The sequence below is a fragment of the Pseudomonas sp. MSSRFD41 genome (assembly GCF_014230245.1).
Taxonomy (GTDB): Bacteria; Pseudomonadota; Gammaproteobacteria; order Pseudomonadales; family Pseudomonadaceae; genus Aquipseudomonas; species Aquipseudomonas piscis.
In genome coordinates this window covers 69,983-83,561 of the sequence record NZ_JACKZK010000020.1, presented here as the reverse complement: position 1 = coordinate 83,561, position 13,579 = coordinate 69,983, and the positions used below count along the sequence as shown (strand labels likewise).

The window sequence follows — 13,579 nt, the reverse complement described above, 5'->3', positions numbered from 1 at the left end:
GCGGCAGGGCGGGCGTGGGTGGTGGGGTGGCGCGAGAGGGCCGGTGGACTGGCCGGATGGTTCAACGCTGGCAGTCGCTCAACGGTGGTAGTAGTAGCCCGGGCCGCCGTCATGGTAGCGGTGATGCCAGCCATCGTGGGGCATGATGATACAGCCTGACAGGGTCAGCATGGCCAGCAGGGGAATCAACAACGTGATTCGACGGAACATTTATCAATCCTCAAGGACTTGGGGAACACGGCAGGGCGACAACGAAGAAAAAACTCCTTTGCGCCTGTACCATATGACCCCGATTCGACCCGCGCATCCCCGAATCCGGGTATGTGCTTGGCATCGGCCTCGATACACGGCGGATACAATTTCAGCTTCAGGATTCCCGCAATGACTCAGTCACAACGTTTGAAATATTCGATTCTGATTTCCCTGGCGGTCCTGGGAATCATGCTTGGCCTTTCCTACCTGCAGAACAGCGGTGTCATCGATGAAAAGACCTTCCAGTACATCGCCATCGCCGTGGCGGTCATCGTCGTGGTGCTCAACGGCGTGATGCGGCGCAAGGTCAAGCCCTGAGCCCGTGGGCGGCTTCAGGCCAGGCCGTCCAGCACCGCTGCAGCCTGTTGATGCAGGCTGTAGCTCTTGTCTGCGTTGAGGGTGATGACCCCTTCGCTGCACAAGCGCTTCAACACTTCGCGCACGCTGAGGAACGACAATGGGGTGTCCAGCTCCAGCAGTTGGCTGTGGATGCCTCGTACTCCCAGGGGGCGGCCGCTCTGGGCCGCGACCAGCAGGGCGTCGATGACCTTCAGGCGAATCAGGCTGGTACGCAGGCCGAAGCTCTTGAGCATCTGCTTGATCCGGTCGTTGCTGTTGCGTTCGACTTGCTTGCCGAAGACACCGGCGCCGGCGTTGAGGGAGGGCGTGCTGTTCACGATATTGCCGTCCGTTGGCAGTGGCTGGTTGTACATGCAGAAACTCCTTAATCAGAGCCTGACCAGGAAAAGAATGATGGGTGCTCTAGTGACTAGACGAACGAGCACGGCAAATCATGAGTCTCAGGATGTAGAAAATTTGTCGGTATCAAGTCGCTGACATGTGATGGTTCCAGCTGGCGGGCTACGCGCCGGTTAATTTTATTTCATCGATTTCGTCTGTATGGGCAGGCAAGCGCCGGTTCACTCGTGCGCGGCCGGACACCCAGGCTGGCGATCTTGCCAATTCCTTGCAGCTCTCCAGTCCTGGTTCTGTGTTTTCGTATCAGGAGTCGGCGTGATCATTTCCAGGCAGTTATCGAACGTTTGCCTTGCAGCCCTGTTTCTGAGTTTCAGCTGCGGCGCCCAGGCGGAGCAGACCCGCGCCGAAATTCGCCGCACCAGCTTCGGCGTACCGCATATCCGCGCAACCGATGAGCGAGGCCTGGGCTATGGCATTGGTTATGCCTACGCCCAGGACAACCTGTGCCTGCTGGCCAATGAAGTACTGACCGTCAACGGCCAGCGTTCGCGCTACTTCGGTCCCGGGGGCCAGACCCTGGAGCAGCGGGACAACCTGAGTAGCGACGTGTTTTTCAGTTGGTTGAACACCCCCCAGGCGGTGGAGGCATTCTGGCAGGCGCAACCCGTGGCGATGCGTGAGCGCATGCAGGGCTATGTCGAGGGCTACAACCGCCAGTTGGCAGAGCGCCGGCCCCTGGGGCTGCCCGAACAATGCAAGGGCGAGTGGGTACGCCCGTTGACCCCGGCGGACCTGGTAAAGCTGACCCGACGCCTCCTGGTGGAAGGTGGGGCCGGTCAGTTCGCCGAGGCCCTGGCTGGCGCTACGCCACCGGGGAGCCTGGCTCAGGCCGGGCTGTCGGCGCAGGCCTGGCAGCTGGCGGTCGCGCGCCAGCAACGCTTTGCCCTGGACCGGGGCAGCAATGCGGTGGCGATCGGCAGCGAGCGTTCGTTCAACGGCCGTGGCATGTTGCTGGCCAATCCGCACTTCCCCTGGGTTGGCGGCATGCGCTTCTACCAGATGCACCTGACCATTCCCGGTCAGCTGGATGTGATGGGCGCGGCCTTGCCCGGCCTGCCGCTGATCAATATCGGCTTCAACCAGCACCTGGCCTGGACCCACACGGTCGATACCTCCAAGCACTTCACCCTGTATCGCCTGAAGCTGGACCCGAAGGACCCGACCCGTTACCTGCTCGACGGTCGTTCGCTGCCCCTGGAACGGCAGGTGGTGACGGTGCAGGGCAAGGGCGCGGACGGTCAGTTGCAGGAACACTCGCGCACTCTGTACCGCTCGGTCTTCGGCCCGGTGGTGCAGTGGCCGGGCGAGCTGGACTGGGACCGCCAGCATGCCTACAGCCTGCGCGACGCCAACCTGGAAAATACCCGGGTGCTGGCCCAGTGGGCGGCGATGAACCAGGCCTCCAGCGTCGTAGCTCTTCAGGACAGCGTGCACCGCTGGCAGGGCATTCCCTGGGTCAATACCTTGGCGGTGGATGACCAGGGCCGGGCGTTGTACATGAACCAGTCGGTGGTGCCCAACGTTACCCAGGCCAAGCTGGCGCAATGCAGCGATCCACGGGCCGCTACCCAACTCATCGTCCTCGACGGCTCGCGCCGGGCTTGCGCCTGGGACATCGATCCGGCGGCGGCCCAGCCGGGTATCTTCGCCGCCGGCCAATTGCCGCAACTGGCGCGCAACGATTATCTGCAGCACTCCAACGACTCGGCCTGGATGGTCAACCCGGCCAAGCCGCTGGAAGGCTTTTCGCCGGTCATCAGCCAGCAGGATGTGCCTCTGAAAATGCGCGCGCGCTTTGCCCTGGATCGCCTGAGTCGACTGCACCAGGCTCGGCCCAGCGACTTGCAGCATCTGGTCAGCGACGACCAGGTGTACCTGGCGGGCCAGGTCATGCCGGATCTGTTGCAGTTCTGCGCGCAGGAGTTGGGGGCGGATGCCCAGCGCCTGGATGCGCTGTGCCGGAGCTTGAAGACCTGGGATCGCAGCGCGGGCCTCCAGGCGGGCCTGGGGTTCGTGCATTTCCAGGGCATCATGAAGGCCCTGTTGCAAGAGCCCGATGCCTGGCGCGTGGCGTTCGATTCCCAGGACCCACTGCACACCCCGCGCGGGCTGGCCATTGGTCGCCCGGCGGTAGCCCAGGCCTTGCGCAAGGCGATGCTGGCCTCGGCGCAGCAGGTACAGGAATCCGGGCTGGCTGCTGATGTCCGCTGGGGCGATATCCAGCAGGTCAGCCAGGGCGGCCAGCCGACCCCGGTGCCCGGTGGGCCGGAGAGCCTGGGGATCTACAACGCCATGCAAAGCGTGCCTGGTGCCGCTGGCAAGCGCGAGGTGGTCAGCGGCACCAGTTACTTGAACGTCGTCAGTTTCGATGAGCAGGGGCCACGGGCCCGGGGGCTGTTGGCATTTTCCCTGTCCAGCGATCCGGTCTCGAAGCATTTTCGCGACCAGACCGAGGCCTTCGCCCGTAATCAGTGGAGTGAATTGCCCTTTACCGAAGCGCAGATCCGCGCCGATGGGCAGTACCAGGTGCAGGTGATCGAGCAAGCGCGCAAGGAGCCGGCGGCATTGGTCCACCGCTGAGTTCAAGCGTGGGGAAAAGTTGAAGGCCGCGCCGGCAACGGCGCGGCCTTCAGCTTTTTGGCGGGGACTGCGGCAGCGAGTTGATCACTGGATTGCCGTCACGGTTGCGGGTCAGGTACACCGGCAGGACCTTGGGCAGCGAGGTCAGCAGGCTCTTGATCTCGCGCGTGTCGTAGATGCCGCCGACGCGGATCTGGCCGGTGCGGCTGTCGGCCACCTGCGCGGGCATTTCCAGGTAGCGATTGATCAGCGGCAGGGCTTCGTTGAGGGGCAGGTTGTCCAGTACCAGCTTACCGTTGCGCCAGGCCAGGGAACTGTCGTTGCTGTGGGTCTGGCTGATCCGCGGTTCGTAGTCGCCACCCTTGTAGCGCGCCTGCATGCCTGGTTCCAGACGGAAACCCTCGCCGGGCAGGGCGGTGTTGCTACTCACCAGGACCGATCCCTGGAGCAGGGTGACCCGAACCTGGTCCTCGTACATCCACACGTTGAACTGAGTGCCCGTGACCTTGACCTGGCCATTGGCGGCCTTGACCACGAAGGGATGGTGGCTGTCATGGCTGACCTTGAAGAAGGCCTCACCCTTTTTCAGGGTTACCCGGCGCTGGTCCTTGTAGTTGCTGTAGACCAGGCTGCTGCCCAAGTTCAGTTCCACCTCGCTGCCATCGGCCAGGGTCACGCTGCGCAGGCTGTCGCCAGCTTCGAAGCGCTCATAGGATGACGGTAGCCAGCCCAGCTCCCAGCCGCTGTAGGCGGCCAGGGGCAGGGCGCACAGGGCAATGGCCGCCGCTACGCCGTAACGTTGCCAGGCCCGCCGGGTACCTTGGAATGGGGCTGGTGCGAGGGTGGTGGGCGGCAATTGGTCGGCCACCTCCCAGATTTCGCGCATGGCCTGGTATTCGAGGGCATGCAAGGGGTCGGCGTCATGCCATCGCTGGAAAGCCAGACGCTCGGCATCGCTGCAGTCCGGTTCATGCAGGCGCATGCACCATTGGGCGGCAGCTTGGGTGATGGCGTCGTATTCGGCTTCCGAGAGGATCTGTTCGCTCATTGACTCTTCCTGATTTCGCGCATTCTACCCTCCAGGGCAAGCCTTGTAGAACAGTCGTCATGGCGATTGAGCATCAAAGTGAACTTATTTTCATCCATCGCACCCTAAAAACACGTTGTGTATCGAAAGTTTCTACAAATGGAGATGGAACATGCTGAAGCACACTTTTGCCGCACTGTTTGCCTGCGCCACCCTGTTCGGCGCCTCTGCCGCGCTGGCCGATCATCCGCAGGCAGGCTGGATCACGATCGAGAAAGCCATTGAAACGGCGAAGACCAAGGCTGGCTACGTGGCCATCTACAAGATCGAGGCGGACAACGACGGTTACTGGGAAGGCGAGGGTCGCAAGTCCGATGGCAGCGTCTACGAGTTCCGCATCGACGGCACCTCCGGCAACATCCTGCGCGACCAGAAAGACTGACGACCGGCTCGGGAGGCAACTTGCCTCCCCTGCTTGCTTGGCGCCGCTGGCGGGGCCGCGCTGATTCGTGGGCGGGCGCACAAAGCGTCTGTGCTCGCGGTTGACAGGCCCGGGCTGCGCCGTTGTTTAATCTCCAGGTCATGCGCTGTAGCCCCCTCCAATAACTACACTGGAGCTTCAGATGTCTGCATCGTCCCTGGTTGCCGAGCCCCCTCGCGAATACCTGTCCCTGCCAGCCCTGGTGGAATTGTTGGAGACCATTTTCCTGCGTCATGGATGCAGTGCCGAAGTGGCCCGCAGCCTGGCAGAGAACTGCGCCCTGGCCGAGTGCGATGGCGCCCAGAGCCATGGCGTGTTCCGTATTCCCGGCTATCTCTCGACCCTGGACAGCGGCTGGGTCGATGGCAAGGCCGTGCCGGTGGTGGAAGACGTGGCCCCGGCGTTCGTCCGGGTCGATGCCGCCAACGGTTTCGCCCAGCCGGCCCTGGCCGCCGGCCGGGCGCTGTTGGTGGACAAGGCCCGGCACGCCGGAGTCGCGTTACTGGCGATTCGTAATTCCCATCATTTCGCGGCGCTCTGGCCGGATGTCGAGCCCTTTGCCGAAGAAGGGCTAGTGGCCCTGAGCGTGGTCAACAGCATGACCTGCGTGGTGCCCCATGGCGCCGACAGGCCACTGTTCGGCACCAATCCGATCGCTTTCGCCGCGCCCCAGGCCCAGGGGCACCCCATCGTCTTCGACCTGGCCACCAGCACCATCGCCCATGGCGACGTACAGATCGCCGCAGCCAAGGGCGAGCGCCTGCCGCCGGGGGTCGGGGTCGACAGCTTGGGGCAGCCGACCCAGGATCCCAGGGCGATCCTCGAGGGTGGGGCCTTGCTGCCTTTTGGCGGCCATAAGGGCTCGGCGCTGTCGATGATGGTCGAACTGCTCTGTGCCGGGCTGACCGGTGGCAACTTCTCGTTCGAGTTCGATTGGTCCAACCATCCGGGAGCCAAGACTCCCCGCACCGGCCAGTTGTTGATCGTCATCGATCCGGGCAAGGGCGCCGGGCAAGGTTTTGCCGAACGTAGCCAGGAGCTGGTGCGGCAAATGCACGCGGTGGGTCTCAAGCGCCTGCCAGGGGATCGTCGTCACTGGCAACGCGAGCGGTCCCGGGAACAGGGTATCGCCATCGCCTGCCAGCAGCTGGAACAGCTACGGGAGCTGGCGCGCAAGGAATGAAACGGGGGCGGTCAAGGCCAGGCAGCCGGAGCCTGGCCTAGAGGGGGCACTCAGGAGCGCCGGCCGAGCAACAGGCCGACTACCAGGCCGACGCCGGCGGAGATGGCCACGGTCTGCCATGGGTGGCCGCCGATGTACTGCTCGGTGGCATCGACCACCGGCTTGCTGCGCTCGCGCACGTTGCTCACCGAATTCAATGCCTGCTTGAGCTTCTGGCTCACCTGGCGGCGCAGGCTTTCGCCTTCTTCGCCTACCAGGGCGGCGCTGCCCTTGAGCAGTTTTTCCGATTCTTCGATCAGCGCCTGCAGCTCGCTGAATGCCTGGTCCTTGATTTGATCGTTGTCCGCTTGCGCGGCGGTTTTACGAGCCATGAAGTGGTTCCTTGTCGATGTGGCCTGGTAGTGCAGTGTGCCATGGGCGCCCTCGAAGAGCGCCTGTGCTTCTTTGTCGCTCGCCCCTTGTGGTGGCAGGCGACTGGGCTGGCGAACAATGGAGTACGGCGCCGGGGCAAAAGTTGCAGCTGTTTTACCGCCCGACGGCCTTCGCAGGTAAAACCTGCCAGCCCCTACAGTGTAAGATGTCGCCTATTTTACGCAGCAGGAATTTCCCATGAGCTTCAACCTGGCTAACAAGACCCTGGCCGAGCGCGCCGCCATCGAGGACGAGAAGTCCCGCCTGTTCGAGCTGTGGCAGAGCAACCTGGGCAAGGCCAAGAGCGAGGCCGCACGCCTGTTCGGCGAGCGCGGCAAGCGCAAGGGCAAGTGGGCCGAATGGGTCCGCGCCGAGCTCGACGGCATGTCGCCACCGGAGTACTCCAATATGGTGCGCAGTGAAGTCAATCGCCTGATGGCGGCGAACAGGTAACGGCAAAACTCTCGACGATCGCCTCGCGGACTTTAACCAGCAACGGGTCGATCTGTGGCGTGGTGCGCCAGCCCAGCTCGATGGGATAGCGTGGCAATGCCAGGGGGCAGGGCAGCAACTGCAAGCCGGTGAACTCGGCGATGCGCCGGGCGGCATGGGCCGGGATGGTAGCCACCGCCTGGCTGCCCTTGAGCAGGAACGCCAGCGCGGCGAAATGCGTAGTCGAGGCGCATACCTGGCGGCTCAAGCCCAGGTTCGCCAGCCCCTCGTCGGTGATGCCGATGAACCCTTGCGAGGACACCAGCAGGTGTTCGCGTTCGACGAACTCCTGGATATCGATCCGTTGTTGCCCGGGAGCCAGGCTCGCCGGATCGGCCAGGCACAAATAGTCACCTTCCCCCAGTACCTGGCGGCTGAGCATGCGCTGGGCGAACCCGCCGGCGCTGATGGCCAGGTCGACGCTGCGCTGCAATAGCGCTTCGGCGACGATCTGGCTGTGGGTCTGGCGAAAGATCAGCCGCAGCTTGGGCGCCCGCCGGGCCACGGCCTCGATCAATTGCCGGCCATAGGCGATCTCGAAATCATCCGACAACCCCACGGTGACCGCCCGGCCCTGATAGTCGGCGCTGTCTGGCGCGACCATGGCCAGGCTCTGCCGGCACTTGTTCAAGGCCTCGCTGACCACCGGCTTCAACTGGTTGGCCTTGAGCGTCGGGGCCAGGCCGCGCCCGGTACGCACGAACAGCTGGTCGCCATACAACTCGCGCAGCCGCCGCAGGGCCGCGCTCATGGCCGATTGGGTAACCCCCAGGCGCAGGGCGGCGCGGCTGGCGCTGGATTCGTCATGCAGCGCTTCGAAGGCCTTGAGCAAGTTGAGATCGATGTCGGCGATATTCATCTGGTTCATATCATTAAGCACTGAGTTGGGGTTTATCGATGATCAACGGCGGCAGGAGAATGCACAACACTTGATCGCCGAAGGAGTCATCCCATGCCCAGATCCATAGTCGCTGCCCTGCAAATCGGTGCCTTGCCAGGCGGCAAGGCCGAAACCCTGGAACAGATCCTGTCCTACGAGGACGCCATCATCGAAGCCGGCGCCCAGCTGGTGGTGATGCCCGAAGCCCTGCTCGGGGGGTATCCCAAGGGCGAGGGCTTCGGCACCCAGCTGGGCTACCGCCTGCCCGAGGGGCGTGAGGCCTTCGCCCGCTACTTCGCCAACGCCATCGATGTACCCGGGATGGAGACCGAGGCCCTGGCCGGGCTATCGGCCCGTACTGGGGCCAACCTGGTGCTGGGGGTGATCGAGCGCAGCGGCAGCAGCCTGTATTGCACCGCGCTGTATTTCGACCCACAGCAGGGCCTGGTGGGCAAGCACCGCAAATTGATGCCCACCGGCACCGAGCGGCTGATCTGGGGCAAGGGCGACGGTTCCACCTTGCCGGTGCTGGACACCCAGGTCGGACGGGTCGGCGCGGTGATCTGCTGGGAAAACATGATGCCGCTGCTACGTACCGCCATGTATGCCCAGGGCATCGAGGTCTGGTGCGCACCGACGGTGGATGAGCGCGAAATGTGGCAGGTGAGCATGCGTCATGTGGCCCACGAAGGTCGGTGTTTCGTGGTCAGCGCCTGCCAGGTGCAGGCTTCGCCCGAGGCGTTGGGCCTGCAGGTCGCCAACTGGCCGGCGCAACGGCCGCTGATCGCCGGTGGCAGTGTCATCGTCGGCCCCATGGGCGATGTACTGGCCGGCCCGCTGGTGGGACGTGCCGGGTTGATCTGCGCGCAGATCGATACCGACGACCTGGTGAAGGCCCGCTATGACTACGATGTGGTGGGTCACTATGCGCGCCCGGACGTGTTCGAACTGACGGTGGACCAGCGCCCGCGTCCTGGCGTGCGCTTTACCTGACAGGTGCTTGCGGGCCGAGGCGGCGCCACTCTTCGCGGGTGATTTCCCAGATGTCCAGGGCAAAACGGCCGCTGACGAACTCCCCGGCCTCGGAACGCACCAGGCGCATCCCGCCGCGCTCGGAAATCCGCCGCGACCCCTGGTTGGGGGCGGCCTTGGGCACCCGCATCAGCGGCTGTTCCAGGACTTCGAACCAGTAGTGGTCCACCGCCTGGCAGGCCTCGCTCATGTAGCCGTGGCCCTGCCACTGCGGAGCCAGCCAGAAACCACGGTTGTTATCGGGCTCGCGCATCAGGCTGATGCTGCCGATCATTTGCCCTGGCTCTTCGCGCAGGCGAATGGTCCAGTGCCATTCCTCGCCGCGGGCCATGGCCGGCAAGGCCAGGTCACGGACAAAGCTCAGGGCGCCATCGGCCGGGTAGGGCCAGGGCACGTTGGCGTTGAGGTAGCGCACCACTTCCCACTGCGGGAACAGGTTCTGGATGGCACCGGCGTCCGCCAGTTCCAGCGGGCGCAGCAGCAGGCGCGGGGTGGTGAGCGGCGGTACGTGGCCGGTCATGGTCATGGCTCCTTGTGGGGTTTGCCGAGCACCAGGTGTTCGCTGAGGAAGTCGACGAAGACTCGCAATTTTGGCAGCAGCTGTCGACTGCCAGGCCAGAGGATCGAGAACTTGCCGCGCTCGTCCTGGTAGTCGTCCAGTACCGAGACCAGGCTGCCGTCGGCCAGGGCCCCGGCGACCACGAACTCCGGTACGTAGGCGATGCCCAGGCCCTGGGTCGCGGCGTGGATCAGCGCTTCGAGGTTGTTGCTGGTCAGGGCCTTGCCCAGCGCCAATGGTGGCGCGCCCTCGGGCAGGCGCAGGCGCCAGGCCTGTATCTGGGTGCCGGCGGGGAACCTGTAGCGCAGGCAGGCATGCTGCTCCAGGTCCTGTGGGGCCTGCGGCATGCCGCGTTGCACGAAGTAGCCCGGGGCGCCAACCAGCACGAAACCGAACGGTCCGAGGCTACGCGAGCGCAATTGCGAATCCGCCAACTCGCCACTGCGGATCACTGCGTCGAGGCCTTCGGCGATCACGTCGACCATCCGGTCGTTGAAATCCAGGTCCAGTTCGATGTCCGGGTAGCGCGCGGAGAACTCCGGGAGGATCGGCAGCAGCATGCGATAGCCGATCGCCGGCAGGCTGACCCGCAGCCGCCCCCGGGGTTTGTCGCTGATCCGCGCCAGCTCGGCTTCGGCTTCCTGCACCTCATCGACGATGCGCTGGCCGCGTTCGTAGAACAGCGTGCCTTCATCGGTCAGGCTGATCCGCCGGGTGCTGCGGTTCAGCAGGCGCACACCGAGCCGTTGTTCCAGGCGGGCCAGGGCCTTGCCCACCGCCGACGCGGATAGCCCCAGGCGCTCGCCGGCGGCTACCAGACTGCCGCTCTGCACTACGCAGACAAACACTTGCAAGCCGTTCAGGTTGTCCATGGCGACCTCGATTAGAGCCTTTTTGTCCGTAAAGACCGGAATACTGCCCTGTTTTTTGCTTATTGCGGCGCGCCTACCATGAATTTTTTAGCTGACCCTGGTTGCCAGGAGGTAGAAGTGACCGTGAATCCTGAACTTGAATTGACCCTGGGCTCGCCAACCCGCAGCGGCGAACGCGCAGCCCAAGGCGTATTGGCCGCAGTCTGCCTGGCGGCCTTGATGCTGCCCTTGACCTTTGTCGGGGTGGCGGTGGCGACCCCGGCCATCGGCCGTGAACTGGGGGGTAGTCCGCTGGAACTGAGCTGGACCACCAACGCCTTCATGCTCAGCTTTGGCAGCGTGCTGATGGCTGCCGGCACCCTGGCCGACGAATTCGGCCGCAAGCGCCTGTTCAGCCTTGGCGTGGCCTTGTTCGCCCTGGCTTCCCTGGCCCTGGTGTTCGCCCCGTCGTTGTTATGGCTCAACCTGCTGCGCGCCGTGCAGGGGCTGGCTGGCGCGGCTGCCCTGGCCGGTGGTTCGGCGGCCCTGGCCCAGGCGTTCGATGGGCCGGGCCGGACCCGGGCCTTCAGTTTGCTGGGCACCACCTTCGGGGTCGGCCTGGCTTTCGGGCCGATCCTAGCCGGGGTGCTGATCGAGCATGCCGGCTGGCGCGGGATCTTCGTCTCCGGCGCCCTGATCGGGGCCTTGTCCCTGGGTTTTGGCGTACCACGCATGGTCGAGTCCCGCGATCCCGAGGCCCGGGGCGTGGACTGGCCCGGCACCTTGAGCTTCACCCTGGCCCTGGTGCTGCTGACCTGGGGCATCCTGCAAGCCCCGCAAAGCGGGTGGGACAGCCCGCTGGTCCTGGCGTTGCTCGCGGGGGCGGGGCTGGTGCTATGGCTGTTCGTGGCCGTGGAGCGTCGGGCGGCGCGGCCGATGCTCGACCTGTCGCTGTTTCGCTACCCGCGTTTCGTCGGGGTCCAGGTACTGCCCATCGCTACCTGCTACTGCTACGTGGTGCTGCTGATCTTGCTGCCGATCCGCTTCATCGGCGTGGAAGGCTACAGCGAGATAGAGGCCGGGTTGCTGATGATCGCCCTGTCCGCGCCGATGCTGGTGGTGCCCTTCGCCGCTGGCTGGCTGAACCGTTGGTTCAGCGCCGGCAAGCTGGCGAGCCTGGGCCTGGTGGTGGCTGCTGGCGGGCTGTTCTGGCTCAGTTGCGGCAGCGTAGGACAGGCGCCCATGGAGCGTGCCTGGCCGTTGCTGGTGATCGGCCTGGGCACCGGGTTGCCCTGGGGCTTGATGGATGGGCTGTCGGTGAGCGTGGTGCCCAAGGAGCGGGCGGGCATGGCCAGCGGCATCTTCAGCACCACTCGGGTGGCGGGCGAGGGCATTGCCCTGGCCCTGGTGGTGGCTTTGCTGGCCGGCCTGTTGCAACACGCCCTGGGCCAGTTGCAGGTCCGGGGCGATACCGCGCTGCTGGCGGCCCGGCAGCTGGCCGGGGGCGACTGGGCGGCCAGTGCGGCCGCCTTGCCGGAGGTTGCCCGTGAGCGCTTGCTCGCCTTGTATACCGGGGCCTTCAACCAGCTGTTGCAGGTGCTGGTGGGCATCACCTTGCTGTCGGCCCTGGTGGTGCGAGTGGCGCTGCATGAGCCGCGCCAGCGCGGCTGATCAGCGGAACTCGAAGAACTCGTAGTGCAAGTTGGCCTCGGGAATCCGGCATTCGTGCATCAGCTCACGGACCCGCCCCAACAAGCCCTTGGGCCCGCAGAAACTGATCTGGATCTGCCCCGGGTCGGTTTCCGCCGCCGCGCGCTTGAGGGTCTGGGCCAGGGGCTCGACACCGCCGCTGTTGGCGACGAAACCGACACCGCGAGCCTGGGCCATGCCTTGCAGGGCGTCGACGCTGGGAAAGGCCCGGGACGGGTTGTAGCAGTACACCAGGGTCGCCTGGTCGAGCCGGCTGGCGGCCTGGTCTTGCAACCAGGCAATGAACGGCGAGATGCCGACGCCACCGCCGATCCAGATTTCCCGGGCGGCCTGTGGCGGACGCTTGAAGCGGCCGTAAGGGGCATAGATATCGGCCAGCATGCCGACCTTGACCTGCTTGTGCAGCCGCTGGGTGTAGTCGCCCAGGGCGCGGATCACGAACTCGATGCGCCCGTCGTGGGCCTGGGCACTGGCGATGGTGAAGGGGTGAGGTTCGCGCAGGCCCTTTTCCTGCATCGCCAGGAAGGCGAACTGTCCGGCCTTGAAGGGAAAACCGCGACCCTGGGGAATCAGCTCCAGATGCAACGAGTTACGCTCGAGGCGCACGGAGGTCACCTGGTATTCACCGGCCTTGGCCAGGAATGGGTAGAGCAGCAGCTTGTACAGCGCCCCCAGGACGCCGAGCAGGCACAACAAGCCGAGCCAGATGCCTGACGGGTTGTCCAGGGCGATCGGCGACTTGAAGCTCAGCCAGTGCAGGATCACCACCAGGAACAGCGGCCCGGACAGCTTGTGCCACCAGCGCCATTGGCTGTAGGGAATGTTGCGGTTCAGGGCCAGGAGGACGATCAGCCCCAGGGCCACATAGCTCAACTGGCGCACCATGCGCGTCCAGTACTTGGACAGCTCGAGGATCGGCACGCTGCTCCATTCGTCCAGGTTGGCCTTGAACACCAGGTGATAACTGGCGAACGCCAGGGCCCAGATGCCCAGCCATTTGTGGGTCTCGTACACCCGATCCAGGCCGCCGAACAGCCGCTCGACCCAACGCCAGCGGCTCGACAGCAGGCACGACAGGGCCATGTAGGCCAGGGCGGCGCTGCCCAATACCAGGCTCAGCGTGGCGGACGTCAGCCAGGTCTGGCTGGGGATTTCCATTAGCAGGGTAAAAGTGGTGATCAGCAGGACGCCGACGATCGTATGCCAGGTTCTCAAGGGTGCATGACTCCGGTGAGCAAATGCCGTCATGGCGAAAGCATCGCCGCGACGGTACAGCGAAAAAACGACGATGCACGGAACGATTTGCTGTGCTACGACTAAAGTTGAATATGACAGTATTAGTCGCGCAGCAGCGGGCGATTC

The 13,579-nt window shown here is 64.6% G+C and carries 15 protein-coding genes; 7 read left to right on the top strand and 8 right to left on the bottom strand.

Going from position 1 to position 13,579, the window contains the following annotated elements:
• Positions 1-78 precede the first annotated feature (78 nt).
• Positions 79-210 (bottom strand): hypothetical protein, encoded by a 132-nt coding sequence (locus tag H7A76_RS32460; protein WP_260498072.1) that lies wholly within the window; start codon positions 208-210, stop codon positions 79-81.
• 171 nt (positions 211-381) lie between these two features.
• Here H7A76_RS32460 and H7A76_RS24780 point away from each other — a divergent pair, with 171 nt between their 5' ends.
• A complete protein-coding gene (locus H7A76_RS24780) occupies positions 382-570 on the top strand; it encodes a hypothetical protein (RefSeq protein WP_022644278.1) in 189 nt (62 codons plus the stop codon).
• Between the two features lie 14 nt (positions 571-584).
• Here the strand turns inward: H7A76_RS24780 and H7A76_RS24775 are convergent, their stop codons facing one another.
• Positions 585-965: a fe2+ zn2+ uptake regulation protein gene (locus H7A76_RS24775; RefSeq protein ID WP_185700932.1), complete on the bottom strand. Its 381-nt coding sequence runs from the start codon at positions 963-965 to the stop codon at positions 585-587.
• A gap of 301 nt (positions 966-1,266) precedes the next feature.
• Between H7A76_RS24775 and H7A76_RS24770 the strand changes: the two genes are divergently transcribed.
• On the top strand, positions 1,267-3,591 hold the full coding sequence (locus tag H7A76_RS24770; protein WP_185700931.1) for an acylase: 2,325 nt from the start codon (positions 1,267-1,269) through the stop codon (positions 3,589-3,591).
• Between the two features lie 49 nt (positions 3,592-3,640).
• Here H7A76_RS24770 and H7A76_RS24765 read toward each other — a convergent pair whose 3' ends face one another.
• Positions 3,641-4,639, bottom strand: a complete 999-nt coding sequence (locus H7A76_RS24765; protein WP_185700930.1) for a FecR family protein — start codon at positions 4,637-4,639, stop codon at positions 3,641-3,643.
• A gap of 151 nt (positions 4,640-4,790) precedes the next feature.
• Here H7A76_RS24765 and H7A76_RS24760 point away from each other — a divergent pair, with 151 nt between their 5' ends.
• A complete protein-coding gene (locus H7A76_RS24760) occupies positions 4,791-5,060 on the top strand; it encodes a PepSY domain-containing protein (protein ID WP_022644282.1) in 270 nt (89 codons plus the stop codon).
• Between the two features lie 181 nt (positions 5,061-5,241).
• Entirely contained in the window at positions 5,242-6,282 is a 1,041-nt protein-coding gene (locus tag H7A76_RS24755) for an Ldh family oxidoreductase (protein ID WP_185700929.1), read from the top strand.
• A gap of 50 nt (positions 6,283-6,332) precedes the next feature.
• On the opposite strand, the gene H7A76_RS24750 is transcribed toward H7A76_RS24755, so the two are convergent.
• Entirely contained in the window at positions 6,333-6,653 is a 321-nt protein-coding gene (locus H7A76_RS24750) for a YqjD family protein (RefSeq protein ID WP_185700928.1), read from the bottom strand.
• A gap of 238 nt (positions 6,654-6,891) precedes the next feature.
• On the opposite strand from H7A76_RS24750, the gene H7A76_RS24745 reads away from it, so the two are divergent.
• Complete coding sequence (locus H7A76_RS24745; protein ID WP_185700927.1) at positions 6,892-7,146, top strand: hypothetical protein; 255 nt, start codon at positions 6,892-6,894, stop codon at positions 7,144-7,146.
• Here the strand turns inward: H7A76_RS24745 and H7A76_RS24740 are convergent.
• The gene (locus tag H7A76_RS24740) at positions 7,118-8,053 is read right to left on the bottom strand and encodes a LysR family transcriptional regulator (protein ID WP_185700926.1); all 936 of its coding nucleotides are present in this window, start codon (positions 8,051-8,053) and stop codon (positions 7,118-7,120) included. The genes H7A76_RS24745 and H7A76_RS24740 overlap by 29 nt on opposite strands.
• 84 nt (positions 8,054-8,137) lie before the next feature.
• Between H7A76_RS24740 and H7A76_RS24735 the strand changes: the two genes are divergently transcribed.
• A complete protein-coding gene (locus H7A76_RS24735; RefSeq protein ID WP_185700925.1) occupies positions 8,138-9,058 on the top strand; it encodes a carbon-nitrogen hydrolase family protein in 921 nt (306 codons plus the stop codon).
• Here H7A76_RS24735 and H7A76_RS24730 read toward each other — a convergent pair.
• Together H7A76_RS24730 and H7A76_RS24725 are read right to left on the bottom strand one after the other, a co-directional pair.
• A complete protein-coding gene (locus tag H7A76_RS24730) occupies positions 9,051-9,617 on the bottom strand; it encodes a GNAT family N-acetyltransferase (protein WP_185700924.1) in 567 nt (188 codons plus the stop codon). The two genes, H7A76_RS24735 and H7A76_RS24730, sit on opposite strands and share 8 nt — an antisense overlap.
• Positions 9,618-9,619: 2 nt before the next feature.
• Entirely contained in the window at positions 9,620-10,528 is a 909-nt protein-coding gene (locus H7A76_RS24725; RefSeq protein ID WP_185700923.1) for a LysR family transcriptional regulator, read from the bottom strand.
• A gap of 123 nt (positions 10,529-10,651) precedes the next feature.
• Between H7A76_RS24725 and H7A76_RS24720 the strand changes: the two genes are divergently transcribed.
• On the top strand, positions 10,652-12,178 hold the full coding sequence (locus H7A76_RS24720) for an MFS transporter (protein WP_312026269.1): 1,527 nt from the start codon (positions 10,652-10,654) through the stop codon (positions 12,176-12,178).
• On the opposite strand, the gene H7A76_RS24715 is transcribed toward H7A76_RS24720, so the two are convergent.
• A complete protein-coding gene (locus H7A76_RS24715; protein ID WP_185700921.1) occupies positions 12,179-13,432 on the bottom strand; it encodes a ferric reductase-like transmembrane domain-containing protein in 1,254 nt (417 codons plus the stop codon).
• Between the last annotated feature and the right edge of the window lie 147 nt (positions 13,433-13,579).